The sequence below is a fragment of the Paenibacillus sp. LjRoot56 genome (assembly GCF_964253335.1).
Classification (GTDB): Bacteria; Bacillota; Bacilli; order Paenibacillales; family NBRC-103111; genus Paenibacillus_E; species Paenibacillus_E allorhizoplanae.
The window spans coordinates 368,891-394,854 of the sequence record NZ_CAXURV020000004.1; the positions used below are offsets into that span (position 1 = coordinate 368,891).

The 25,964-nt window shown below is 43.5% G+C and carries 28 protein-coding genes; 6 read left to right on the forward strand and 22 right to left on the reverse strand.

The genetic code is table 11. From position 1 onward, the window contains the following. Window positions 1-32: 32 nt before the first annotated feature. The 4 genes from ACSQ8O_RS27350 to ACSQ8O_RS27365 all read right to left on the reverse strand — a co-directional run bounded on the left by ACSQ8O_RS27350 (window position 33) and on the right by ACSQ8O_RS27365 (window position 2,910). On the reverse strand, window positions 33-491 hold the full coding sequence (locus ACSQ8O_RS27350) for a RidA family protein (protein ID WP_436244248.1): 459 nt from the start codon (window positions 489-491) through the stop codon (window positions 33-35). A gap of 39 nt (window positions 492-530) precedes the next feature. Continuing rightward, window positions 531-947 (reverse strand): hypothetical protein, encoded by a 417-nt coding sequence (locus ACSQ8O_RS27355; RefSeq protein ID WP_436244249.1) that lies wholly within the window; start codon window positions 945-947, stop codon window positions 531-533. 122 nt (window positions 948-1,069) lie between these two features. After that, the gene (locus tag ACSQ8O_RS27360; RefSeq protein ID WP_436244250.1) at window positions 1,070-1,522 is read right to left on the reverse strand and encodes a hypothetical protein; all 453 of its coding nucleotides are present in this window, start codon (window positions 1,520-1,522) and stop codon (window positions 1,070-1,072) included. Window positions 1,523-1,629: 107 nt separating this feature from the next. Continuing rightward, window positions 1,630-2,910 (reverse strand): adenylosuccinate synthase, encoded by a 1,281-nt coding sequence (locus tag ACSQ8O_RS27365; RefSeq protein WP_436244251.1) that lies wholly within the window; start codon window positions 2,908-2,910, stop codon window positions 1,630-1,632. A gap of 110 nt (window positions 2,911-3,020) precedes the next feature. Here ACSQ8O_RS27365 and ACSQ8O_RS27370 point away from each other — a divergent pair, with 110 nt between their 5' ends. Continuing rightward, window positions 3,021-3,899, forward strand: a complete 879-nt coding sequence (locus tag ACSQ8O_RS27370; RefSeq protein WP_436244252.1) for a LysR family transcriptional regulator — start codon at window positions 3,021-3,023, stop codon at window positions 3,897-3,899. A 245-nt stretch (window positions 3,900-4,144) separates the two neighbouring features. Here ACSQ8O_RS27370 and ACSQ8O_RS27375 read toward each other — a convergent pair whose 3' ends face one another. Continuing rightward, window positions 4,145-5,065 carry a DMT family transporter gene (locus ACSQ8O_RS27375; protein WP_436244253.1) on the reverse strand — a complete coding sequence of 307 codons (921 nt, stop codon included), beginning with the start codon at window positions 5,063-5,065 and terminating at the stop codon, window positions 4,145-4,147. A 263-nt stretch (window positions 5,066-5,328) separates the two neighbouring features. Between ACSQ8O_RS27375 and ACSQ8O_RS27380 the strand changes: the two genes are divergently transcribed. Next, window positions 5,329-6,486, forward strand: a complete 1,158-nt coding sequence (locus ACSQ8O_RS27380) for a glycosyltransferase family 4 protein (RefSeq protein ID WP_056621433.1) — start codon at window positions 5,329-5,331, stop codon at window positions 6,484-6,486. 13 nt (window positions 6,487-6,499) lie between these two features. Continuing rightward, window positions 6,500-7,822: a UDP-glucose dehydrogenase family protein gene (locus tag ACSQ8O_RS27385; protein WP_436244254.1), complete on the forward strand. Its 1,323-nt coding sequence runs from the start codon at window positions 6,500-6,502 to the stop codon at window positions 7,820-7,822. A 119-nt stretch (window positions 7,823-7,941) separates the two neighbouring features. On the opposite strand, the gene ACSQ8O_RS27390 is transcribed toward ACSQ8O_RS27385, so the two are convergent. Continuing rightward, a complete protein-coding gene (locus ACSQ8O_RS27390) occupies window positions 7,942-8,826 on the reverse strand; it encodes a LysR family transcriptional regulator (RefSeq protein WP_436244255.1) in 885 nt (294 codons plus the stop codon). Window positions 8,827-8,942: 116 nt separating this feature from the next. On the opposite strand from ACSQ8O_RS27390, the gene ACSQ8O_RS27395 reads away from it, so the two are divergent. Further along, window positions 8,943-9,683 (forward strand): SDR family NAD(P)-dependent oxidoreductase, encoded by a 741-nt coding sequence (locus ACSQ8O_RS27395; RefSeq protein WP_436244256.1) that lies wholly within the window; start codon window positions 8,943-8,945, stop codon window positions 9,681-9,683. A 60-nt stretch (window positions 9,684-9,743) separates the two neighbouring features. On the opposite strand, the gene ACSQ8O_RS27400 is transcribed toward ACSQ8O_RS27395, so the two are convergent. From ACSQ8O_RS27400 to ACSQ8O_RS27410, 3 genes are read right to left on the reverse strand one after another with little or no spacing between them, the layout of a single operon-like run. Continuing rightward, window positions 9,744-10,304, reverse strand: a complete 561-nt coding sequence (locus ACSQ8O_RS27400) for a 5' nucleotidase, NT5C type (protein WP_436244257.1) — start codon at window positions 10,302-10,304, stop codon at window positions 9,744-9,746. A 26-nt stretch (window positions 10,305-10,330) separates the two neighbouring features. Continuing rightward, a complete protein-coding gene (locus ACSQ8O_RS27405) occupies window positions 10,331-11,059 on the reverse strand; it encodes an SDR family NAD(P)-dependent oxidoreductase (protein WP_436244258.1) in 729 nt (242 codons plus the stop codon). 36 nt (window positions 11,060-11,095) lie between these two features. Next, the gene (locus ACSQ8O_RS27410) at window positions 11,096-11,620 is read right to left on the reverse strand and encodes a GNAT family N-acetyltransferase (RefSeq protein WP_436244259.1); all 525 of its coding nucleotides are present in this window, start codon (window positions 11,618-11,620) and stop codon (window positions 11,096-11,098) included. Between the two features lie 194 nt (window positions 11,621-11,814). On the opposite strand from ACSQ8O_RS27410, the gene ACSQ8O_RS27415 reads away from it, so the two are divergent. After that, on the forward strand, window positions 11,815-12,300 hold the full coding sequence (locus ACSQ8O_RS27415; protein WP_436244260.1) for a hypothetical protein: 486 nt from the start codon (window positions 11,815-11,817) through the stop codon (window positions 12,298-12,300). 100 nt (window positions 12,301-12,400) lie between these two features. Here ACSQ8O_RS27415 and ACSQ8O_RS27420 read toward each other — a convergent pair whose 3' ends face one another. From ACSQ8O_RS27420 to kdgD, 4 genes are all read right to left on the reverse strand, one after another. Further along, the gene (locus tag ACSQ8O_RS27420; protein WP_436244261.1) at window positions 12,401-13,210 is read right to left on the reverse strand and encodes a metallophosphoesterase; all 810 of its coding nucleotides are present in this window, start codon (window positions 13,208-13,210) and stop codon (window positions 12,401-12,403) included. 222 nt (window positions 13,211-13,432) lie between these two features. After that, a complete protein-coding gene (gene gucD, locus ACSQ8O_RS27425) occupies window positions 13,433-14,890 on the reverse strand; it encodes an alpha-ketoglutaric semialdehyde dehydrogenase GucD (protein ID WP_436244262.1) in 1,458 nt (485 codons plus the stop codon). Window position 14,891: 1 nt separating this feature from the next. After that, window positions 14,892-15,893 (reverse strand): mannonate dehydratase, encoded by a 1,002-nt coding sequence (locus tag ACSQ8O_RS27430; protein ID WP_436244263.1) that lies wholly within the window; start codon window positions 15,891-15,893, stop codon window positions 14,892-14,894. A 12-nt stretch (window positions 15,894-15,905) separates the two neighbouring features. Continuing rightward, complete coding sequence (kdgD, locus tag ACSQ8O_RS27435; RefSeq protein ID WP_436244264.1) at window positions 15,906-16,832, reverse strand: 5-dehydro-4-deoxyglucarate dehydratase; 927 nt, start codon at window positions 16,830-16,832, stop codon at window positions 15,906-15,908. A gap of 148 nt (window positions 16,833-16,980) precedes the next feature. On the opposite strand from kdgD, the gene ACSQ8O_RS27440 reads away from it, so the two are divergent. Beyond that, window positions 16,981-17,970 (forward strand): helix-turn-helix domain-containing protein, encoded by a 990-nt coding sequence (locus ACSQ8O_RS27440; protein WP_436244265.1) that lies wholly within the window; start codon window positions 16,981-16,983, stop codon window positions 17,968-17,970. A gap of 108 nt (window positions 17,971-18,078) precedes the next feature. Here the strand turns inward: ACSQ8O_RS27440 and ACSQ8O_RS27445 are convergent, their stop codons facing one another. From ACSQ8O_RS27445 to ACSQ8O_RS27485, 9 genes are all read right to left on the reverse strand, one after another. Beyond that, window positions 18,079-18,222, reverse strand: a complete 144-nt coding sequence (locus tag ACSQ8O_RS27445) for a hypothetical protein (protein WP_436244266.1) — start codon at window positions 18,220-18,222, stop codon at window positions 18,079-18,081. A 108-nt stretch (window positions 18,223-18,330) separates the two neighbouring features. Then, on the reverse strand, window positions 18,331-18,879 hold the full coding sequence (locus ACSQ8O_RS27450) for a GNAT family N-acetyltransferase (protein WP_436244267.1): 549 nt from the start codon (window positions 18,877-18,879) through the stop codon (window positions 18,331-18,333). A gap of 25 nt (window positions 18,880-18,904) precedes the next feature. Next, entirely contained in the window at window positions 18,905-19,363 is a 459-nt protein-coding gene (locus ACSQ8O_RS27455; protein WP_436244965.1) for an SRPBCC family protein, read from the reverse strand. Between the two features lie 129 nt (window positions 19,364-19,492). Further along, window positions 19,493-19,843 carry a hypothetical protein gene (locus ACSQ8O_RS27460; RefSeq protein ID WP_056621408.1) on the reverse strand — a complete coding sequence of 117 codons (351 nt, stop codon included), beginning with the start codon at window positions 19,841-19,843 and terminating at the stop codon, window positions 19,493-19,495. An 84-nt stretch (window positions 19,844-19,927) separates the two neighbouring features. Beyond that, the gene (locus ACSQ8O_RS27465; RefSeq protein ID WP_436244268.1) at window positions 19,928-20,521 is read right to left on the reverse strand and encodes a YdeI/OmpD-associated family protein; all 594 of its coding nucleotides are present in this window, start codon (window positions 20,519-20,521) and stop codon (window positions 19,928-19,930) included. Between the two features lie 189 nt (window positions 20,522-20,710). Further along, window positions 20,711-20,977, reverse strand: coding sequence for a hypothetical protein (locus ACSQ8O_RS27470; RefSeq protein ID WP_436244269.1), 267 nt, complete (start codon window positions 20,975-20,977; stop codon window positions 20,711-20,713). Window positions 20,978-21,078: 101 nt separating this feature from the next. After that, window positions 21,079-22,704 carry a response regulator gene (locus tag ACSQ8O_RS27475; RefSeq protein WP_436244270.1) on the reverse strand — a complete coding sequence of 542 codons (1,626 nt, stop codon included), beginning with the start codon at window positions 22,702-22,704 and terminating at the stop codon, window positions 21,079-21,081. Beyond that, on the reverse strand, window positions 22,697-24,541 hold the full coding sequence (locus tag ACSQ8O_RS27480) for a cache domain-containing sensor histidine kinase (protein ID WP_436244271.1): 1,845 nt from the start codon (window positions 24,539-24,541) through the stop codon (window positions 22,697-22,699). Before ACSQ8O_RS27480 ends, ACSQ8O_RS27475 begins: the two co-directional genes overlap by 8 nt. Beyond that, window positions 24,483-25,814, reverse strand: coding sequence for an ABC transporter substrate-binding protein (locus tag ACSQ8O_RS27485; protein ID WP_436244272.1), 1,332 nt, complete (start codon window positions 25,812-25,814; stop codon window positions 24,483-24,485). Before ACSQ8O_RS27485 ends, ACSQ8O_RS27480 begins: the two co-directional genes overlap by 59 nt. Window positions 25,815-25,964 lie beyond the last annotated feature (150 nt).

Below are 25,964 nucleotides of genomic sequence, written 5' to 3' on the forward strand. Positions count from 1 at the left end.
CCCGCTCATTAATTGTAACGAAACACGAATTCTCAATCCGCTATTTCAAAAATAGAATCCACAATAATCGGCAGATTATCTCTAAGTGAAACAGCGCCGAAGACGGATCGAGCAGACTTCCCCTTTTCGCCGAACACATCCAGCATCAGATCCGAACAGCCATTTAGCACCAAATGATGTTCTTCAAATTCAGGAACAGCATTTACGAATCCTTGCAGTTTGACGACTTGTTTAACATGCTCCAGAGAACCTAGTGCAGCTTGCAGAACAGCAAGAATCTCGATACCAGTTAATCTAGCAAATTGATAACCTTCTTGTGTTGTGTATTCATTCCCCAATTTCCCTTTAGGACTGCCAGATGGGCCCTTGCCAGATACATACAGTAAACCGTTCACTTTCACATAATTCACATATTTCGCTGCGGGTTCACTTGCCGTAGGCAGTGTTATTCCTAGTGCTTCTAATCGTTGAGCAATGGTATGTTCCGGCATAGTAAAATCCCCCTAAATGAATCTATTCTTCTTACCTCTTCACGGCCCAGAACTCATACTTTTTATTCGATACTCACCGTTGACTAGTTGAAGCGTAACATAGCGCCGACAATTTTTGATCCAACCATCTTCGGTTCTTTCACCGCCGCCAGCAATAATGAATTCTAGGGAAGCCGGTAATACATCATAGGTAACAATAAAGTAGGTATCTTCCTCATTTTTTAAAATCTGAATGTCATCATGAATTGTATAATCTAATATTCTTTTGCTAACAAAGACCGAAGAAGCCATGTCTTTTTCTAAATCAGTACCAAGCAGTTTGTTAACAATCGGCTTTAAGTCATCCTGTTGCTGGATACTCACTTCGTTGGTCAGATCATGATGTACAGCATATGCAGAGCAACCCGTCATACAACTAACACAACTAAGTAAGATTAGCGTTATCAACCATCTCATAGCATCGCCTCGTCTACTGAATTTTTGTTGTTTACATACAACACGCTAGGCATATAACCCAGTTTTTAACATCTCACTTCAATAGACGATGGCAATACTAATAAGTTGCAATTAGCCTCCCATTATTTACAAGCATTCATCGTATTCCTTAAAATGACAGGCCCTAACTTCCCAGTTTTGCTATTCGATAAACGAACTTCCATCGTACTATTCGTTAATTCAGCCGTAATATCGTCAATCCTCCCAGCCCAAGTCGGACCGCCTTCTTCCGGAGTTGGGAATAGTTTGAAACGCCAGCTGATCTCATTTGGAATAAAAGCAAAGCCTTCATACCCATCATAATCTCCCGCTGCAGATGGCACTGGTAAATGATTCGCATGGATGCTAATACTTGTTCGTGGAAAGCTTGGTGTTAGCTTCACTTTGTAAACAAGTGCTGCCCCTTTGGCATTTGCTTGATCCGCAACGACAGATTCAAGAATGGCACTACATGGCATAGGTACTTCAGCATCGCTTTGAACAGGTTGTACCAAGACACTCCCAACCATCAACACAACCACCATCATCTTCTTCATAAGACCCCTCCGAAACTTGTTTGGGGGTTATTTTTCCCATTCTTTTACATCCTATGATGATCTTTAAAAAAGCCACCTCGCGGCGGCTAAAATAATTCTTGCTGAAGCTATCGTTGAATCACTTGTTCGCGTCTAGGTCCAACAGAAACCGTTGAAATTTTCACGCTGATTGCAGATTCAACGAAATGAATGTAGGCCTTAGCCTCATCAGGAAGGTCTTCCATGCGCTTAACCTGTGAGATATCACATTTCCAACCTGGTAATCGCGACAATACAGGCTTAGCCGAATCCATCAACGCATTGACTGGAAAGTGATCAACAATTGTACCATCCGCCAATTCATAGCCGACACAGACTGGAATTTCATCCAAGTAGCCTAACACATCCAGATTTGTTAAAACGACACTTGTCGCTCCCTGGATCATGCAGCCATACTTGGTTGCAACTACATCGAACCACCCCATGCGTCTAGGACGCTTCGTGTTTACGCCATATTCACCGGCATCGCCTCCGCGACGACGTAACTCCTCTGCTTCGCTGCCCGCAAGTTCAGAGACGAAGGGGCCTGCTCCAACGCAGCTCGAATAAGCTTTGACAATCGCGATGACCTGTGAGATAGATCTAGCTGGCAGCCCAGCTCCTACTGGTGCAAAACCAGCAAGGGTTGAAGACGATGTTGAATACGGATAAATCCCATGGTCCGGGTCACGTAGAGCACCGAGCTGTCCTTCCACCACTATGAGCTCTCCCCTTGCATCGGCATTTTGAAGCAGTGTGGTTGTGTCACACACATAGGGAGCTATTCGCTCAGCCTGGCTCAACAGCTGGTTCAACAGTTCATCCTTTTGGATGGCTGCATGACCATATAAATGTTGGAGTAATACATTTTTCGCTGTGAGCAAATGCTCGAGTCGTTCCTTCAACCGACTTTTATTAAATAAATCAGCAACCTGAATCCCGAGCTTCGCGTATTTATCCGCGTAAAAAGGTGCAATCCCACGCTTCGTTGATCCATAGCTGCGTGCACCCAGACGCTCTTCTTCGAGTTCGTCGAAAAGTCGATGGACAGACAAAACGACTTGTGCCCGCTCCGAGATGAACAACTTCGGCTTAGGTACACCTCTTGCTGCAAGTTCTTCTAGTTCACTAAGCACGATATCGATGTCAAGTGCCGTACCCGGCCCTATCACATTCGTCACATGGGAATAAAACACACCGGAAGGCAGCATGCGCAACGCAAATTTACCGTAATCATTAATGATCGTATGACCTGCATTGCTCCCTCCTTGGTATCGAACAACATAAGATGATTGCCCCGCTAGGACATCCGTCATCTTCCCTTTACCTTCGTCTCCCCAATTCGCCCCAACTATCGCAGTTACAGTCACATCGAACGCCTCCTACACTTGTTTTACCTGACAAAGCTTATTATAATTGTCCTAATGATATTAGAATAATTGATATAAGTTATACCAGATATAAAGCGAGGTAATGTTTGATGGATGTTAATTTGGAGTGGTACCGTGTCTTTTATTGGACAACCCAAACGGGAAGTTTATCAAAAGCAGCCGAAGTACTGCATATCACACAACCCGCAGTGAGTCATACGATTAAGCAGTTGGAAGCGGCTCTTGGTGGTCAACTCTTTTTTCGTACGGCCAAAGGTGTCACGCTAACTGTTGAAGGTGACGTGTTATTTCGTTATGTCGAGCAGGCTTTTCAATCTATGAAAATTGGCGAAAAAGCCATCGCAGACATGCATAGTTTACATAGCGGGGAGATTAATATTGGGGCGAGCGATACGTTGTGCAAGTATTATCTTTTGCCGTATCTAGAGGCATTTCATGAACAGTTTCCAGGTGTGCGAATCCGAGTTACGAACCGTACAACACCTGAAACCATCACACTTCTTAAGGAGGGGAAAATCGACTTTGGTATTGTCAGCCTCCCCGCTTCCGACAAACAAATCGACTTTCGCGAAAGTACGGCTATTCAAGACTGCCTTGTCGGCGGAAAACCCTATGCGCATCTAGCAGGAAGTCCGTTATCCCTTGAAGATTTACACAAATACCCCCTTTTATTATTGGAAAATGGGGCTAGCACGCGGCGCTATCTCGATGATTTCGCGACCTCAGAAGGGGTAACACTCACCCCCGAATTCGAGCTTGGCAGCATCGATCTCCTTGTACAATTTGCCAAACGAGGCTTTGGGCTTGCTTTCGTCATCGGCAATTATGTAGCCGAGGAACTCGCTGCTGGCGATTTGTTCGAAATCCCACTAACTTCCCCTCCCCCTGCGCGTCAAATTGGGATTGCCACACTTCGGGGAGTTCCCCTGTCGGCGGCTTCGAAGTCCTTTTTGGCGATACTGCCTTGATTGCTCCAAATTGGCCTTTCTCATGACAAATAGATGGATTTCATACAGTTAATTTCACCCATATCTTTCGAAATTCACATACAACTGGATTTCATGCAGCTATTTCGGCATGATTCCCTGGGAATCAGCAATTATGGCAAAATTACCTGTACTACATCCATCTAATGAGCTCATTTCCCTAATATCGCTGAAATTAACGGGGTGTTTTCCATTTATTTATCATTGAGCTTGAGAGTCGCCTTTGTTCATAAAAGTCCTCCCCTTCGCTTCCGAATAACATCCCCTAACTTCTGTACCGGTACACTGAATAAGATGAGAACAGCTGCAAGGCCATCCAGCCACGACAGCCGCTCTCCCAACAAAATCATGATAAAAACTAGTGTTACAAATGGGGCAAAGAAAGTAAAGCTCGCGATTAATGAGGCTGAAGAGTACTTCAATGCCCTGAAGTACAGGAAGAAACCGAAAACGATATTACTCAGGCATAGCCATACAACACCATAGAAGTCCATCAACTGAAGCATCTTTCCATGTGAATAGACCAGCATCCCCGCAATGGACAATAGCCAGGCTATGAAGGTCATTACAAAGGTACTTACTAGCATGTCTTTCTTATTTTTCTTCACAAGATTCGTAAACAATCCCCAGCACACGGCTGCAAGAATAGCTAATACATCACCTCTTAGGTTAGTAAAACTGAAATTGTTGACGTTTCCCTTCGTGATCAGTAGGATTGTTCCCGCAAATCCCATGATGATGGAGAGGATTTTGTATGTATTCAACCTCTCCTTATGGATGGGGATAGCAAAGATAACGATAAAAATAGGAAATAAATAATTTAGCATGGACGTTTCCACTGCTGGAATGAGCTCTAGTGATTTTAGATAGAGAAAGTCATATAAGAACGTAAATACCCCGCAGGCGAGCACCAGCAACCACTCCGAAAGCTTCCAAATCTTGAAGGGCTTCCTCCACGTTTGGATGACTAAAATGACTGCAAATATGACCACACCTAAGCCGTACATATAATATAAAACCTGATAGCTATCCAATCGATTTAATACAAGCTTGCTAACTGCCGCAACTGACCCCCAGATCAACAACAAGATGGGCATGAGGACAATAGGATTCTGGGTCGCGTTTAATGTCTTCTCTTCTTTTATCAAAATAGCTTGCTCCTCAAGAATCAAAATTTTAGTTAGAAACTCTAATTCTACTTGATTAGAAAAGGAGAATTCAAGCGAACAAGCATTTTACTTTTAAGGTGCAAGAACCTGCACATCATCCAAATAAAGCTGCCGATATGACCTGAGCAATACAAACCTAGTTGCTAACGGAAATTATAATATGGCGTTCATATTCCATTGACATTCCCCGAATACTCCCCTGCTACGCTGAAGCTAAACTTGGAACTACAGGAGGGATTCATATGCGTCTCGCGTTGTTTACCGACACTTTTGTTCCTCAAATGAACGGCGTTGCACTCACACTAGGACGTTTAACCGATTATTTGAATCGAAGGGGCATCGAGCATCTCGTTTTTTCACCTAAAAGCACGGCTGATATGGTCTATTCGGATCCCATTCGACCTGTAACGAGCATCCCTTTTTTTCTGTACCCCGAATGTCGTCTTGCTTTACCAAACCTGGCTGCTATCCGTACAGAGCTTGATCGCTTTCAGCCTGATTTGCTCCACTTAGCAACCCCTTTTAACCTTGGATTATGTGGTCTGCACTACGCTCGCAAACACCGCATCTCACATGTAGCCTCTTATCATACGCATTTCGATCGCTATTTGACTTATTACCATATGAAGGCTGCAATCCCACTCTATTGGAGTTATATGAAATGGTTTCACCAGTCCTGTGATGCGACCTTCGCTCCCTCTCGAGATACCTTAGACACCCTGCAAGAACAAGGTATGGATCGCTTACTGCTGTGGACGAGAGGCGTAGACTGCTCCTTATATACACCAGAGAAGAAGAGTATGGACGTTCGCGAACGATATGGAATTACAGCTCCATACCTCCTTCTGTATGTAGGTCGCATCGCTCCTGAGAAAGATATAGATACCCTATCCGCGATTATGAAACTGCTGCCAGATTCCGTGAAATCGCGTGTACACTGGCTCATTGTCGGAGACGGTCCACAGCTCCAAGAACTGCGTGAACAAGCTCCTTCGAATGTCACATTTGCTGGTTATAAAAGTGGCGAAGAGCTCGCTCAGATTTATGCTTCAGCAGATCTTTTCGTCTTTCCTTCAAGTACGGAAACGTTTGGGAATGTCGTTCAAGAGGCGATGGCATCGGGGCTTCCCGTTGTTGCTGCCAATAGCGGTGGCGTCTTAGAAATGGTGAGTTCCGGGGAAAATGGTATGTTATGTACGCCACGTCAGCCGCAATCTTTTGTTCAAGAAATCACCTCTTTAGTAGATGACAGTGACCGCTTGACGAAGTTTCGTTTGGAAGCCAGGGAATTCGCTCTCGGTCGCTCGTGGGACGCTATCTTTGATCAATTGCTTCATGATTATGAAATGATCATTGATTTTCGACGTATCGGTAAGAAATCTGGTTTCTATTCGGCTTGAAGGAGGACTTCGCATGCGATTAACGATTATTGGAACAGGTTATGTCGGATTAGTAGCCGCAGTTTGCTTCGCCAAGTTAGGTCATTTCGTCACAGCGGTCGATCGGGAACATGTCATCCAAGACCTTCGTAAGAATAAATTAGCCATTTGGGAGCCTGATCTGCAGGAAATGCTTGAAACATGCCATAACGAAGGCCGTTTGTCCTTTGAAACCAATGTAGCAAACGCATCCAAGGGTGCTGATGCACTGATGATTGCTGTTGGTACCCCAACTGGCGTGAACGGTCAGACCGATCTTAGTCAAGTTGATGATGTGATTGCCCAATTGAAGCATGCTGGTGGCGTCTGCCCTCCGTTTATCATTATGAAAAGTACCGTTCCCGTGGGCACTTGCGATGAGCTAGAGGCTAATTTACTTCATGCAGGACTCCAAACGGAAGTCGTGTTTAACCCCGAATTTCTGCGTCAGGGCAGTGCGATTAACGACTTTATGAACCCCGATCGCATCGTTTTCGGTTGCCGATCGCACCTTGCCAAAGCTGCACTTCACCAACTATACAAAGGGATTAATGCCCCGATTCAAGTCTGTGATCGACGCAGTGCTGAGCTGATTAAATATGCCTCCAATGCCTTCTTAGCGATGAAGATTTCATTTGCCAATATGATTGCGGACGTTTGTGAAGGATATGGGGCAGATAATCGCCAGGTTATGCAAGGTGTAGGCGCGGATCGACGCATCGGTCCTCACTTTTTGCGAGAAGGCATAGGTTATGGTGGATCCTGTTTTTCAAAAGATTTGCAATCTCTGCTGGCTTCCGGTAAAGCCATTGGCCGCTCGCTGCCCTTACTCGAAGCAACAGCTCAAATCAACGACGAACGAATTCCGCAGTTGTTGGAGAAACTGATTTCACTCTGGGGAAATCCACGTGGAAAGCGACTAGGCGTGCTTGGTATTTCCTTTAAACCGAATACGAATGATATGCGTGATGCGCCATTTCTCACTTTGCTACGACTATGTTACCTATACGGGATTGAGGTGCAAACCTTTGATCCGGTCGTCCAACCAACCTCAATTGAGAAAGTGTTCCAGATGGACACAGCTTATAAGGCAGCTGCAGGTGCTGATGCGATCATCATCATGACGGAATGGCCGCAATTTGCTGAATTGGATTGGTTACTTATGGTTCAACTCATGCATCAGCCAATCTTACTTGATGGACGCAATGTCTTATCCAACGAGACCATTTCGAGGTTACTGATGGTGGATAACATGATCTATATCCCTGTGGGGAGAGAGATGGAACGAGCTAGGCATGACATTTTATCCAAATTATAATAAATAAAAAACCGGCAACCTCGGACTAGAAATAAGTCCTTGATTGCCGGTTTTATTTACTTCCTACCACCTGTTTATCATTAGAGTTATGGTAGCCTAGGGATGCTTATCTGTAAATCTTAGGAATCAAACGTATTCAGTTTCTTTTTCAAAAATCGAAACAACTGTGCACTCGCATAACTTAATGGAGCCGATTGGTAGATAAACCCCGTCAACATATCGATCGATGTACCATTCACTGGAAGTACCTTTGTCCCACTAGGCATTGGGTCTAGTACAATCTCAGGCACGAGTGCAAAGCCAAATCCATTTTTCACATAGCTTTTCAAAGCAGTCATGCTGCCAATCTCCATCGTTTCTATCCCAACATGCCCTAACTCTTGAAGTATCATTTCTAATTTTTTGCGATATGGACACGTTGCTGATGTTATCAAAAGTCGATGTCCTAGGAATTGACTTGGGACAAGTTCCACATTCTGACTTAGTGGATGATCTTCAGGTATTAAAGCTACAAATTTCTCCGCGAACAGCGGTTGAAAAAAAAGATCAGTTCCTATTTCTGGTGCCGAACAGCACGCGAAGTCGATATTTCCTTGCAGCAATGACTCGACCAAGACTGGTGTGCTAGCAATTTCAAGCGAAACACGGATTCGCGGATACATTGTCATGAACTCTTTTAACAACTGCGGTAATCGATAACTGGCCGTTGGCTCTGTCAACCCGATTCGCACGTTCCCTACTTCTCCCGATTGCAGATCCGATAAATTTGTTTGCAACCTCTCCATGCGCTTAACAATCTCCAAACTTTCCTCGTAAAATAATCGACCTGCTTCCGTTAATCGGATTTTCTTGCCGCGTTCTAGGAGTTGAATACCTAAATCGACTTCTAACTTTTGAATTTGCATCGTCACAGTAGATTGGGCATAGTTCATTTCCACTGCCGCTTGATGAAAACTGCCATGTTTCACGATCATATGTAAAGTTTTTAGCGTTTTAATATCCATTCTGTACTCCATTCTATTAATTCAATTTATTTGAATCAACACTTCAATATCTTCAATTATACAGAATTCTAATTTAGTTTTAAAATTTATATATAGCAATCAAGGAGGAGATTTGTATGCAGTTATCCAATAAAGTGGCACTCGTTACAGGGGGAGGTACTGGCATTGGCCGAGCGGTAAGCTTCGCACTTGCTAAGCGAGGGGTTGCGGTCGCAGTGAACTACTCACGCTCAAAGGAGGATGCGGAGGAAACAGCTCGAAGGATTATTGAGGAGGGTGGTCGTGCGATTGCCATACAAGCTGATGTTTCCAATAACAACGAAGTCATTGAGATGGTACGATCTATTGAACATCTTTTGGGAACTGTAGATTTATTAGTCAATAATGCAAGTATGACACATCATATTCCCCTTCCTGATCTTGATGCTGTAACCGATGACATCTGGGATGAATTATTCGACGTGAATGTGAAAGGGATGTTTTACTGTGCAAGGGCCGTAGCGCCAATAATGAAAACAAACGGACAAGGGGCGATCGTCAATGTGGGAAGTATTGCGGGATTAACGGGAGTTGGTTCTTCTCTTCCCTATGCCATATCGAAATCGGCTGTCCATGGCTTGACCAAATCTTTGGCACGAGCGCTAGCACCACATATTAGGGTGAACTGTGTCGCACCAGGAGCAGTTGCTACTCGTTGGTGGGCTGGAAGAGAAGATCAGATGCAGAAACTAGCTCCTAACCTGCTGCTCCAGCAAATTTCAACGCCTGAAGACATCGCTCAGTTTATTTGTGCGGCACTGGAACAGGAAGCCATGACCGGACAAATCATCACCGTTGATAGTGGTCAGACGTTGTAATCACTGTAATCAAACAACGTTCTCAGTCAGATTGACGAGAACGTTGTTTGATGTATCTATTCACTTACACCTTGAAGCCAAATGGTCGATCTGTTTCTTGACCTCCAACCAATTCATAGCTCGGTATACATAGTCATTCGCAATGCTCAGATTATACGGCTGATCAAATAAAATGACAGGCTTCTGAGAAGCAGCTAACTCCTCTGCATAGTGTGGAGCATCATCAATCAGAACATCAACTCCATAGTGCATGCAAGCTTGAAGCTTATCTTCAACCAACAAAATGTGATGATAGTCAATCTGATATTTCTCAAGCCATGCCATTGTGACATTCTGAAATTGCTGTGGCCTAGCCGTCACGATCGTAATCTGATGTTGTTTGAATAATTCTTGTAATACCTCTACAGCCATAGGAAAAGGTACTGAGTTCCAATGTATGTCATGTCCGAAGCTATCGTAGACTTCATCACGTTTCGTTTTATCCCATCCATATAATCGATATAAATAAAAATCATCGACATCCTCATGGGTTAGTTCCAACCCAGAAACTTTATTGTAACAATGTAAATAAGCTGAAGTAGCATCCAGTACAGTGTTGTCCAAATCTATGCCAATATGCATCGCGATTCATATCCCCTCTTACAATTCTAAGCAGGTGTTACACCCCTATGTTGATTGAGTTCAAGCAATATGTTCCGTGCAACAGTATCTGGCTCCGCTAAATGACCTTCTTCACTTTGTTTTCTAAAAAAGCTCGATAACTCGAAATCGCTTTCTCGCGCTATTTGTTGCATACCCGTATTCATCATGCCAGGGTCTATTGTCAGCATATGAACTGGATTCGGTTCTTCCTTTTGTTCCATGGCCACACATTTCGTGAACATATTCAGCGCAGCTTTCGTCGAGCAGTATGTGCTCATGCTGCTTGCTGGATACTGGCCTGAGCCAGATGAAATGTTAATAATCGAGCGTTTAGCAGCCCATTTGGCAGTTTCCTTTATAAAGCATGAAGTAAGTAGTATAGGGGCCGTAAGATTCAGTTGAATGGACGACACAATTTCATCTGACGAACATGCTTCTATCGGTTTAATTGGAGTTACAGTTGCCGCATTATTAATTAGGGTTATCGTTTCAACTTTGGATGAATCCATCGATTCAATGATCTCCCGCAAGGTAGCTTCTATACGCTCAACCTGAGTGAGGTCTGCAGCTATGAACGCATAGTTCGCATTTAAATCCTGTGCAAGCTGTTGAATCTCATTATTCATCGTCCGTGAGATGCCCAACACAAGCGTTACCTCCGACAACAACAGCCGTGAGAGTGCTGCTCCTAACCCATTTGAAGCTCCAGTAATGATGTAGACGTGTTTACTCATAACCTGCATCCCCCTTCATAGCGATAATTCCAATAGTTACCAATGCCTCTCCAATGCTTCCTCGCTTCGAGCGAACTCATTTCTTTCATAAAAATTAACACTATTCGTACTCGGCCATAAAATGAGAAACTCGACCCCATGTTCTTTCGACCATTGTTCCATAGCTTGATGAATCTTGGTTCCTAATCCCTTACTTCTATAACTTGGCCTTGTATACACATTCGTTACATAGCCAAAGTAAGGATCTGGCGTTTTGCCTGGTCTGGGAACTTTATGAATCAATTGCAGATACATATGCGAGACGATCTCGCCATCCACTTCTGCAACCCAAATTTTCCAGTCGCTCCCGCTAAGCGCGTTAACTAAAAACGCTCTACAAATCAATTGAAACTCCTCAAAGTTTGTACCGCTCTTATTGTCTTCCTCTGAGAAATCCCATCGCATTTGTACGAGTTTATCCCTATCATCCCATGTAGCCAAACGAATCATTTCCATTTTGTAGCCTCGCATTCTCGTTATCCCAGTTAATTCGCTGATCGGCGACAACTTTCCTTTTTTCACCAATAATTGTTAGACGAAAATAAAGTCTTAGACTGCGCGAGGCATCTACGAAGATAGGCTTTTTTAGGGTAGAATCAAATAACTAACTTTTATGGAAAATGATAGAATTGAATGATAAAGTTGCTTAGAACATTATTTTTTAAAAATTTAATTCAATAGTAGATACTAATTAAACGGAAGTGGAGGTGTACAAAGTGGATAAAAAAAGAATTGCTTTTGTAACTGCTGCATTGTCATTATCGCTCGTTGTCGGTTCAGTTGCAGGATTAAACTGGGACAAAAAAAATAATCATTCAAGTCTAGGTGTGGAGTCATCATTTAATAGTTTAGAAGAAGAATTCTGGAATGTTGATTTAATTGTTCGTGGAACTGTTTTAGATGAAGGTCAGACGTACAAGAAAGATTCAGGTGTTACAACAAAGGGAGACAATTCAATTGAAATTACCCCTTCTACCATTCAAATTAGTGAGGTTTTATATGGCACCGAGGCAAATGGCACTATAACATATTTGCAACATGGGTCTTCAACAGATATTGAAGCAAAAAATATATTCTTAAATAAATCCGAAGAAGTTATATTAATACTAGACAAGACCGAGGATGAAAAATACTGGTCATATAATTTTGATGATGGTATTTGGAAAGTGAAAAATGGAAAAGTTGAATCAAATACTCTATAAAAACTGTTAAATTCTCAACCGGGAACTAGTCAGGACTTAGACAAGTTTATCGAAAAAATTAAAAAAGCAGCAAAGAATAAATCAATCTCACATTCAATGTCTACAAACCAATTTTGAAAACAGCAATCTCTGGCGAGCAAGCAAAGCGAATCGGTAACAACCGTGAGGTTCCCAGACCTCGATTAATATAGAAATGCTTACGCATATCGATACGTTTGAGCCCAACATGATAGTTTTTATACGCACCAATCGTATGTCCAAACAGCCTAATCTGCCCACCATGCGTGTGCCCGACGAGCAATAAATCAAATGGAATGTGCTGCTGAAGGGAAGTTTCAATAATACTGGGAGAATGAGCTAACATGATGATCACGTCAAAGCTTTGTAGATCTTCAACACGCATAGTCAACCGTTCTTTGCCATATAAGGAATTGTCGAAACCGTAGATCAACCACTTCTTATCTCCGATATCGACAGGAAATTCACGATTGGATAATACAGTAATATGCGCATCCTGGATGGTTCTGAGAATTGCCTCGTAGTCTTGATCTGAGTTCAATTGGAATCGGGATTGGACTAACCCATAACGTTCATGATTACCTGGTACAAAAAATAAATGCTCACACTTTATTTGACGAATTTCTTTCAGAACTTTGTCCAATTGCTCTTTGGTAGATGCTAAATCACCTGTGATCATCACAAGATCTGGGTTAACGTGATTCACCATTTTACTCAAGGAGCCATTGATGAAATGAGTCTGACCATGCAAATCAGAAATTTGCACAACGGTGACATTCTTGCTAGCTGGATCGCCCAGCTGAATATGTGATAACTTCACCCACAAGGTACTATATCCAATAAATAGTACTGCAAGCACAAGTATGATAACGATACCGATAATCACAATCACGCCGCTAACCTCCCTTCATGAAGGACATTCCTGCCAAATGCGCGGTCCATCTATGTCTATTCAATCATCAGAGTTGGCTTGTAAGAGTTACTGCAGCCGCGCCATGTTATCGTTCCAGAATTTCCGGTAGAAGGCAAGTCTTATCATTATGAGTTCCAATAAGGAACGCTGTCAAGTTGCCCTACAAGGGAAAAGCCAGCTGCGGCAGCAACTGGCTCTCATTCAAGACTTTATAAACACAGTTTTGATTTCCGTGTAGAACTCAATGGCGGCTTGCCCTTGCTCCCGGGAGCCAGAGCTCGACATTTTCATACCGCCGAATGGGGCTTGCAGCTCCACACCCGCGCTTTCGGCATTGATGCGCACAAGGCCTGCATCCATATCGTGCATGAAGGTTAGCATTTTCGAGAAATCTTTCGTGAAAATTGACGCGCTAAGTCCGAATTTCACATCATTCGCAATATGAATAGCTTCCTCGAAGGAATCTATTTTAATTAAAGCAAGAACAGGACCGAAAATTTCTTCCTGCGCGATGGTCATCGAACTTGTTATATGTTCAAAAACCGTAGGCGCAATGAAATAGCCTGCATCTAGAGCCTCATCTTGCACTTTACCGCCGCCACAGAGCAAGGTCCCACCCTCTTCGATCCCTTTGGCAATATAGGCTAGTACCGTATGATATTGCTTCTCACTTGCACAAGGCCCCATCCAAGTAGATGCCTCCATACCATTTCCAACACGGATTTCCTTAATACGTTGAAGCAACTTCATTTGAAAAACATCATAAACATCACTTTGGACGATTACACGGCTAGTAGCGGTGCATTTCTGCCCCGTTGAACGTAAGCCACCACTCACTGTTGCCTCAACAGCGAGGTCCAGATCTGCATCGTTGACCACGATAATCGGGTTTTTACCGCCCATTTCCAGCTGATACTTCGCACCCTTCGCGAGTGCGCTTTGACCAACCATTTTCCCAATACGATCCGATCCTGTAAAGGTAATTCCGTGGATGTCTGGATGATCTGCGATAGCTTGACCAATCACATCTCCTTGACCCGTCACCATATTGACAACACCTGCAGGGATTCCCGCTTCTTCGAAGCATTCCATGACTAGGGCTGCTGTTACTGCCGTTTCCTGAGCAGGCTTGAACACAATCGTATTACCGAAGATTAAAGCGGGAGCGATTTTCCAAATCGGAATAGCTACAGGGAAATTCCACGGTGTAATCACACCAACAACGCCTAAGGGAACACGTGTAGTAAACATCAAAGCTTCACTGTCCGTAGATGGAATCACATCACCTGTCTTCCGCAAGCCTTCGCCTGCATAATAGCGTAGAATCGCGATGCCCCTTGCCGTTTCACCTTTGGCTTCAGGGAACGTTTTCCCCATTTCACGCGTCATCATTTCAGCAATTTTATCCAATCGCCGCTCAAGCTTATCTGCGACTTTGTACAAGTAATCTCCACGCGCTGAACCTGATAACTTACGCCAACCTAACTTCGCTGCTTTCGCTGCAACAACAGCTTCATTCACATCTGCAATCGACGATTTCTGTACATAGCCCACGATCTCATGTCGGTTCGCTGGGTTTATACTTCCCTCCACCTCTCCGCTAGAAGACGCAACCCACATTCCGTTGATAAAATTCAGATATGTTTTCATTTCACCCATGTTAATCTCTCCCGCCTCTAAACTCCGTTAATGCCGCCAAAAGCGCTTTTACATAGCCAATCGCATACGCCCAGCCAACCCAATTCATCTTGGTTTCTGCGCTTCGATGCGGTGCACGATCCATTTCGAGCGAGGTGATATGATCTGGATTTATACAGCCGTTATAGCCAACTTTATGAAGCTCCAGCAGTATTTTCGCCATATTCATATGTCCATCATCCAGCATAGCCTCTTCAAACGCACCAGCCGTTGCCAGACTGCCCCGTACATTGCGGAAATGCACAAGAAATATTTTATCTTTGCGTCCATACTGATAAATTTCATCAAGAACAAGCGGCGTTCCACCAGCTTCTCCACGTGAGCCTACACAATAGACGAGACCAACGTTTCTGCTAGGGAAGCTATCGATGACGCGATTCAAGCCAAGTCCGCCGAAAGGCGTGTTATGATATGGTGTGTCGGATGGATGCACGGCTAATTTCATCTCATACTCTTCCGCGAGTGGAACCAGTTTCCCGAACACTAAATCAAAGCGCTTCCACCAAGCATTCAATTGCTCCACCGTGGGAGGTTGTTTGTCCAGATTGCGTTTCAATGACTCCCCGCGAACTAGTGCGCCGCCTCGATGTACGGCTGTATATTCCTCAGCCATATAAGGAAATACATCCCCTGCAAAACGCTGACGAACGAGCGTGATCCCAGCTTCGCCGAAGGTTTTGATCGCGTTGCTGACGTTCTCTAATTGGATCTCCGAGCCTGGTTCCTCCAACATGAAGCTAGTCGACATATCTGGCAGCGTCACCCGATTTATTTCCATCCCGTGGGAACGAACTCTCCGTTTTAATTGTAAAAGTTTATCAAGATCCGGAAATCCCTGCTCACGAACACCTGGGAAAGAACCTCCTTGTGTAAAATCAATACAATCAACCCCGAGCTGACACATTTGTCTCAAATCGCTATCCGATAATTCACATGTGGGAACTTGAATGGATACCTTCATCATGATATTTTCCTCCTACCCGTTATTGGCGATCGCGACCAGGTCTAAACTTCGTTTAATAATGGACTCCAACCGTATATAATGCTCACGTTCCACTTGAACTAGTGGAGTTCGAACTTCGAGACCAACTGGCAATCCAACAATGTTCATGCCCGCTTTAATTAACGAAACGGCATACCCTTTGCGCAATTGACGAATCCGATGGATGGGCAAAATGACTTCTTGATAAATGGAATTAACCGTTGCCTGATCTCCGGCAAGTAAACTTGTATAGAAGGTTCTCGAAACCTGCGGGATGTAATTGGAAATCGCGGATGAATATGATAGATAGCCTAGTGCCGAGTAGGCTGGCATCGTTAATTCAGCAAGCGGCATTCCATTCATCCATTGTAACCTTGAACCGAGCGATTGTACGAATTCAATATTTAGTTCAAAATTGCCTAATCCATCCTTGAAACCAATGACGTTAGGTATATTAGCCAGTTTTTCTAATGTGCTTAAGGTAAAAATCGCGTTATCACGCTGATAGATAATGACAGGTAAACTTGTACACTGTGCCAGCGTCCGATAGTAGTTAAACAAGCCCTCTTGCTCGGGGATGATCAAATAAGGCGGGAGCAACAATAATCCGTCTGCACCGAGTTTCTCGGCAAGTTGAACGCGTTCCACCGCTTCTCGAATATTGCCTCCAGCCCCTGCAAAAACAGGCACTTTGCCTGCAACCGTCGCAACGCCAACTGAAACGACGCGCTCATACTCTTTGATATCCAAGGATTGGTATTCTCCTGAACCTGCGCAAACAAAGACGGAATCCAAGCCATTTCCCACTAAAAAGTTAATATTAGCTTGTAAAGCTTTCTCATCTACTTGCTCCTGAAGATCAAATGGTGTAACCGGAAAGCCCATAATGCCTGCGAGTGAAATGTTCACCTGATTGCCCACTTCTAACAGCTCCTTTTCAACTTCTTACGTGCCTATGTAAGTAAGTATAGAAAATGGAGGCGTTTTCGTCTTTGTAAAAACATGCCGCTTTTTTTCAAAAAATCCATGCTATAATGATCATCAGTCTACTTGAAAGGAGCCCTCATGCGTGTTGAATCCATCCATTTACTCGCGTAGTAACTTGTATCTCAACCAAAACCTGGTTCAGCTGCAAGGTGCCTCCGCCTCCATATTCGTTCATTACTGGGGTGCGAAACCGCAGCATAAGGGCAATCGTCCGCATACACATTCCTTTTTTGAAATTTGCTACGTCGTTGAAGGAGAAGGCCACTACTATCACAATGGTATCACCTATCCGCTTCGGCCTGGCACCCTGTATTGCTCGAAGCCTGAAAGTCGACATTCCATCCAAAGTGATGAAGGCATGCTGTTGTTGTTTTTTGCATTAGAACCGATCGCATCCGAATCGAGTGAGTCTTTTATGCAGGATTTTAGTCAGCTAAGCGCGTATCCGCATCTCTTCATACCCAATGCTGAGGGTACAGCTCCCGTGCTCATTTGGCAGGCACTGCTCATCCAAGCTTCGGAGACGGGTGATCGCTATAAGGAAACGATTGAACAATTAGCATATACACTGGTCATCAGCTGTATCTCCTTGTTTCTGCAGCATTGCCGCTCTGGTGATACGGCTTCGTCTGCTTTGGATATGGAGCTGCAAGGCACGCTTAAGAAGGTCAAAGCCTATATTCAGGATCATCTTTCTCATAAAATGGCACTTAGTGACGTGGCGCAAAGCCTCCACTTGTCTGAACGCCAGCTCTCTCGTCTGATCTCGGATGAATTGGGCCAAACCTTTCCTTCTATTGTGAAAACGGAAAGGATCAAACGAGCAGCCTACCTGCTTGGCTACACAGACATTCCATTGAAACAAATCGCCGAAGATACCAGCTTTGAAAGCATCCATTACTTCACACAGGTATTTACCAGAGAAATGGGAACGCCACCCAGTCATTTCCGTAAAAACTGTTTGAACTCCGAAACCGTCGATGCTTGGATTCATAAATATCTCGCGCAAGTCGCTACGCGTTATCAGAAGAATAGGCTGGTGCCGACGAGTGAGGGTAGTAATGCTGAGTAATAGGATATTTGTCCCTCAACATCACCTCAGCTTTTACTTCTTCTTCTCCCCCACCCTTTATCTGTATATCTAGTTCAACCTCAACGTCCAAGTCGCCATCCACCCTCCTCAAAAATCAAAATAACTGGATATTTTCCAGCTAATTTCTAGTAAATCGCCGACTTCTGGCGAATAACTGGAAAAACTCCAGCTATTTTCACCAATCTGCTCGTTTTCCGCTAGATTGGTGAAGTTTAACTGGAGTTTTTCCATCTAATTGGTAAATGTTGATATTTCCGTAGAAATTAGCTGTATTTTTTACATCTAATCTCAAATTTCGGCCCATGTACGCCTCTATACCTACCAGGACATCATCAGATCCTACACTTCCATCGCCGTATTTCGAAGCACCATATGGATATGATCCTCCCAGACACCATGAATTTTCAAATATTTGAGCGCCAAGCCTTCCTCATAAAAGCCTAGCTTCTGAACGACCTTCATGGAAGCCTGATTGCGCGGCATAATATTCGCTTCGATCCGATGAAGTTGCATCTCTTCGAACGCATACGCAATAACCGCTTCGATGCCTTCTGTCATCAGCCCCCGATTCAGAAGCGCGCCATCCATCCGATAACCCAAATGACACGATTGGAATGCGCCGCGCACGATATTACTGAGCGCAATAGAGCCAATGATACGTTCTTCGTATAGCATCCATACTTTGAAAAGCTGCCCGTCCTCGAACAGCTTCACTTCTTTCTCCAACAATTCTGCGTGAAACTCCGCAGAGAAAAACGACTCGTCCCGCACCATTTCCCATGGTTCGAGAAACTCGCGATTGCGACGAAAGTAATCAACGACCAACTCGCTGGATGTTGCGTCTAGTTGAACAAGTGACATGCGAATTGTCTTACGTATGACTTTCATATAAGTGCTCCTTACTAAGCGAAGTCTAGGAGATATGTGCGTAGGGAGCCTTGTCCGAAACCAGATTCAAGCGGATGCCATGTTCCAGATACGCTTTCAATCCACATAAAACGATTGTAAATCCTTCGGTTGAATTCAGCGCTTGTTTAACTTTTTCATCTGGACTGCCCTTGAAACCCGAGTCTGTGATGGTCACGAAAGTTTCGTTATCTGCTTGAGCAGTAAAGGTCCATTCGACCGATGTGCCCCAATCCAGCAAAATCCGCTTGTTTACCTCGATTTCTTTGACATCGACATCCGCGGTCGCCCCGTACATTGCCCAATGCCATTGCACGTGTGATCCAGCCTCTAAACTGCCAGTGCAATGAGTAAACCAAAATTTCGACGTAATCTCAGGATCGATAAAAGCTTCAAACACCTCTTGAACTGGTTTTCGAATCAGCATTTCAACTTTAACCATCGGATCTTGAAGAAGCTCAGCCATCATCTATACCTCCATGAATTTCCTGTTTTTCACTATCATAGCATAGGATGATGACCAACCAAAAATAAAGCAGTTCCCACAGAATTATTCTCTGTGAAAACTGCCCTATCTCCTTGCCCATCAATCAACTTAGACAAAATGATGGCCGCATGACGAACAGAACTTGGTGTCTGCCGCAACGACTTTCCCACATGTGCATTCTTTTTCATTCCGAACTTCAGCAATCTTCTGCTCAAGCTCACTAATCTCTTGATTGATTTGAGCGATACCTTGACAGTACTCCGAAACATTGGCTTCCACCTGTGTGTAATCACCAGAGAGATAAGATGTGTAAACCGATTCGCCGATAATTTTGTAAATTTTATCAATTTCTCTTTCTTTTAATGAAACTTGTGTCTTGAATTTCGTTATTTCTACGGTTTGTTGAGCTTTTTTAGCCGCTTCCGATGCCCCTTGCTTGACTTTATCAAAAAAAGACATTAGCCTTCCACTCCCCAGCTTTTAGTTATTCGGTTCATAACGAATCATATGCGAAAATGTCGGAAAGTAATACCGTGTGACAGGCTAATCTTGCAATCCCTTGCCTTCGAGAATGTGTTGCTCATATTTTTCAATTCTGGAAACCCGGGTTTTCGATTGTTTTGGTTCAGAAAAATGAAGTAAGTAGGCTCTTTGCCGTCCAGGTGTCAACGCCTCAAAAGCCGTTTTCAAAGCAGGCATTTCATCAAATTTATGTACTAATTCTTCAGGTACTTTGTACGCTGTACTTTTCTTGAAATTCACTTCGATACCGGCTTTTTCAACTTCAAGCGCTTCATAGATGTAGGACTTCAGAATCGATGCCATTGCTGCAATTTCACGAACATTCGTGAATCGCATCTGGCGCCCCGCCTGTACATTCTCCGTTTGTTGGATGAGAACACCATTAGCATCCTGCAACAACGCCCCTTTGAAAAACAGAACCGCACAATATTCTTTAAATCCATGTACCAATACGATGTTTTTATTCTGAAACGTGTAACAAGGACAACCCCACTTCACTTCTTCGTTTAGTTGACACTCCTGAATAATTCTTCTTAATTCCCCGAATTCATCCTTCCACCTTTTGGCTTTACCATAAAATTCATCGACCGAAATACTCATTCTACTACTTACCATGAAAGAGCACCTTTCTTGTTCACAATTTTAATAAGCTTTATATTAATCAGGTCATTACTATTCGTCATCTTATGTTAATTGTACTACTTTTTTTAAAATTTTACAGACTGTCCTCACGCATGCGTCGGAGAGATAGTCGATTATTTCGACTATCTCCTCGTTCTCCGCTCTTTCCCGCGCTCTGCCTGCTTAATTCAAATCTTTTGCCTTATGCGGTTTACTATAATGACTTACCCCACCAGAGCCGACAAGTACTTTTCCGCCTTTATTAAAAATAATCAGTTTCCTTAAGCCAGTGGTTAATAAAACGAGAATCTTTGCGTTATTCGTAGTAGCAGTGTAAACAACATAACCACTCCTCGTCACGCTTGTCTTCCAACTGTTATCGAATTCCGACCTTGCAACACGATTTGAATACACCTGATTTTCTAATCTTGCAGCTTGTGTTTTTTTCATCCTACTTTCTCTCCTTCGCTTTTCTAGTATCCCTACTATTCTATTCAGTTATGAAAATTTGGTATGGATACCAATAAACAAACAGAAAAAACCGCTCAAGTTTACTTAACCTTGAACGGCTCTGTTCCCGCAATACTCTTCCCCTCACGGAACTCAGACGGGGTCCGATTCGTGATCGTTTTGAACACACGATTGAAATGTCTAATATTCGTAAATCCAGTAGAATCCGAGATGACTTGAATCTTTTCATCGGAATAAAGTAAAAGTGACTTCGCCTTCTCAATCCGTTTCTCCGTTAGGAAGTCTATGAAGGATTGGCCTTGTTTGATTTTGAACAAAGAACTGAGATAGGACGGACTGAGATAAACGATCTCAGCCATCGTATTTAACGTAATAGATTCCGCATAGTGCTCCTCAACGTAACGAACCACAATTTCGACAGGGCTGGTTACCATCTTCTTCTGACGGTTTCCGATACAGACGGTTAGATCACCAAGAAGCTTCTGACAGCGCTCTATCAACTCTTTGCTGGAAGAATAAGAATAAATATCCACCAAAACCTGCTTCACATCCGTGTTCTGCAGCCATTGCTTCACAACGGCCAAATTCACGGCCAACTCGTAGAAATGCAGCAGCATTTTGCAAATTTGTTGGTGTATAATCTCAGGATCCTTCCACTGCTGACAAAGTTTTGTTACATAAAGACTGGCTTGCTGCTGCACATTTGCTAAGTCGCCCTCCTGGACGAACTGATTCAAGGAATGCCAATCGGCAGCGTGCCAATCGAGCTTTTCCATTTTCATCTCGGCAACAATCTCGTTGGAAAGCAACCGATCTCCGCCAATCACTAATCGATAAAGTAGCGCTAATCCAGCCTCTTTATAGGATTTAGAAATCGATTCCAAGTCTTTCGCCGGACTACCTAACCCGAAGGTAAGGGTAAAATTGGATTGCACCCGAATTTCCTTCCGAATCCGATTCGTCAGCTGTTCCATATCTGCATGGATAGAAGAAACATTCTCATGGTTTATTAAAGCAATAATTTCCGTCTCGTGATGAATGAACACGTAACCTTTGAAGTTCTCATCAAGACTCTCCTGTATAAATTGCTGAATATAGATCGAAAACAAAGATGGATTCAACTGATAATAACGCTCATCCGTTACCGAATCCCGATCCAGCTTGGCTATTAGGCAACTGATATTGGCATGAGGAAGCTGAATGCCCACATTATCTAGCAGCTCTGCCTCTCCATGGTGAACATTTCCCGTGATAAGACTCGCCAACACATGCTGGCGCATTTGATTCTGAACTTGTTGATCCATGCCACTCGATTTATTCGGTCTTTTTTCCGTTAACCATTCTTCCTGAAGCTTTGTAAGCAACGCATAGAGCTCTTCCCGTTGAAAAGGTTTCATTAGGTAATCCTTAGCACCCAATCGCAACGATTCACGCGCATATTGAAAATCGTTATAACCGCTCATTACCACACAAGAAATATGCGGATAACGCTCTTTTACAATATATTGGAGCTGAATCCCGTCGATCCTTGGCATTTTGATATCCGTAATGATCAAGTCAGGCTGCAGCGCTTCAATCTTATCTAAAGCATCTGCTCCATCCGTTGCTTCATCGATGACAGTCCACTCACTTTGCATGTCTGAAATCATCAAACGTATCCCTTTGCGGAAAATCGTTTCATCGTCCACGATCAAAATACTAGGCATCCTTAATCCTCCCTTCGTGATGACTTTCGATCAGCGGTAAAGTTAATGTAATCGTCGTTCCTTGCTTCAAATTGCTCTCGATTGTTACGCCATACTGATTCCCATAACGCAAGGCAATTCTACGATGTACGTTCATTAAACCTGTACCGCCCGTGCCCTCTTCGGTTGTCGTCAATTGGAACTTCCGATCAAGTAAGCTCTGTAAATGCGCAGCGCTCATGCCAGCGCCGTCATCTTGGATTTGGATCAACATATGGTTATCTTGCTTCTTCCCGATCAGACTAATCATGCCATAGCCATTTCCTTTATCAATGCCATGTACAATAGCGTTCTCCACGATTGGCTGTAAAATAAAACGAATAACCGAATAGCTCAGCAACTCTGGTTCTATGCGAACATGGAACTTAATTTTATCTTCAAATCGAATTTGTTGAATGGCCATATAGCCCGTCACATGCTCGATTTCCATATGGAGAGGAACTTGGCTCTGATGACTATTAATACTATAGCGTAAAAGCTTACTAAGATGATTTGTCATTTTCACAACTTCTTTATTTCCTTGAATTTCAGCATACATGCTAATAGAACCTAATGTGTTATATAAAAAATGAGGATTGATTTGGCTCTGAAGTGCCGATATTTGGGCATTTTTCTCCCTAATCTCCGACTCATATAGGCGATAACCCAGATCACTGAGCTTGGATACCATGATATTGAAAGATTGACTTAGCTGACCAATTTCATCACGACTATGAATCGGAATCGATACGGCTAAATCACCTACGACAACTTTCTTCATAAGATTCCGTAAATCACTGATCGGATTCGTGATCCGAAGGGCAAATAATGTGAAAATGATGATCGCTAGCAGCAAACATACGGCACCAATCCCAATAATATAATTTCTCACGTAAACCGTATCTTGTAACAATACCGCAAGTGGCACCATCTCGATCATCGTCCAACCTGTTAAAGGTGACGTATAGTAGGAAACTAGCTCTGAATCGTTATCTTGTTTATAGACGACAGTCCCCATGCCTTTGAATTGCTTGATTTGATCCGCATCGGGGCCGCTAATCATGCTTTTATAAATCATCGAACCTTCATTATCAACAATCATGATATTTTTCTTATCATTGGAGATCGCTTCAATTTTGTTGCGAATGATATTTTTGTCTACATCAAGTACAAGATACGCAAGAACAGCGCCTGTATCTACACTTCGAATTTTTCTGGCAAAAGAGTACACTTGATTCGTAATACCCATGCCATTTTTACTAAATGTTCCGAGATACACCATTTTACCCGTCTGTGAAACCTTGTTGTACCAGACTTCATTCTTCACTTCGCGTGGTAAGTAATTGGCTTGCTCTTCTGACATCGCGGTATACGTATTCCCGCCTCTTGTACGAAAAAGCGTCAGCCCAGAAATATCCACACGTCCATTGGCAAATACTCGTTTTGCAAAATCTTCAATCGTTACACGATCATTAAACGAGAGAGAAGCACTCGTCTGCTCACCAACCTCCAAATATTTCATGATTTGTGGAGATTGATAAGGTAATAATGTCAACAAATTAAGCTCATTTAAGTACGTATCGATATTGGCAGTCAGTTCTTTCACCACGTCCATCTGATATTTCCCAGTATTTTTCTGAATGGATTCCGAATAGCTCGTAAACGTTAAATAACTGGCAATACCCAGCGGTACCGCTATAAAAACAGCACTCAACGCAATCAACTTCATCGCGATTGGCAGATCTTTGAGTAACTGCAGCTTATTTTGCAATCGTAATTTGCTGGATTTGAAGATTCGTGTTAATGATCTTTTGCGCATTTTGCAGCACCTCTTGTGGCGTGATTTGACCTGCCATCATCTTCTCAAACTCACGCACAATCTCATCGTTAATCGTTCCCTGCCGCGGTTGATTTGGGAAATATTTCACATCATCGGCTGCACTGGCATAGTCCGGACGGTATTTCAGTTTCTGAAACTCTTCGGAAGCGACTGCATTCTTCACAGCCGGTATATGCCCGGCCTTTGCCCAGCTAGCCCCATGAGCAGCTACCCAATTCGCGAATTTAAGCGCAGCGAGTTGCTTTTGTTTATCAGGCTTTTCATGATACGGCAGCGAAAAGGTATGAGAATCTCCCCACGCTGCGGGATGATCGTAGATTTGCGGAATTTTGGTCACTCCGAAATGTAAATCTGCTGCTTGCTCGAACGTTCCTGTACCCCACACACCTGAAATTAACGTTGCTGCCGTGCCTTTCGCAAAGCTTTGAATCTGGTCATTGATATTCGGCAAAATGAGCTTCTTCGTATATAGCGAATTGACGAATTCCAAGGATTTTAGAGCTGATGGATTGTCAATCGCGGCCGCTTTTCCATCTTCGGTGTAGAATCGTCCGCCATCCTGGTTCATTTGATTATAGAAGGAGTACCAGATCCAGAATGAATCGATTCGTACATTGGGTTCAGCAAGCGGCGTCACATTCGACGGCAAACTAGCACGGATTTTCTCCAGAAATTCTAAAAACCCCGCTTCACCGCTCGCCATAATCGGTTTTTCTTTCTCGTCCAAAAGGCCCGCGAGCCTCAGCCAATCCTTATTGTAGTACATGACTTCCAAGTGGGTATCCAGCGGGATACCCAGGTGCTTATTGTCAGCTAAGGTACTTTGTAGAATCGTCTGGTTAAAATCATCCCAATGGACGCCAGCTTCAATTGCTAGCGCATTCAAATCTGTTAAGAATCCAGCAGGTGCGTACTGCGAATACTTGGCCGAGTGAACAATTGCGATATCCGGTGCCTCTTCTGTCACAATGGCCGTGGACAATTTCGTATAATAATCACCTGAATTATTGTTAATTTGCTCTATTTTCACATGATCTTTATTCTCATTATTGTATTGCTGAATGAGCTCCGCCATAAACTGCCCATCCCCACCGCTAAACGGCGTCCAAAAAGTAATCCTTAGCTTACTCGCCGTAGGCTCATCTAGCGTTGGGGCAGACTGCACATCGCATCCTACTGTGCACGCACTCACAATGAGAAGAAAACAAATTGCTTTCGTCGCTTTCCAACCTGGTCGTTGCCTTCCGCTCACATGAATCCCCTCCGTGCCTTCAACTCTGCCTTCATTATACAAACTTAAGCTGAGTCAAGCCAATGACCTATTTCCGTTAGTCATGGACATATTTTTGGATTTATAGACAAAAAGAAGCTGAAATGCCCGGAAAGGGGATTTCAGCTTCTT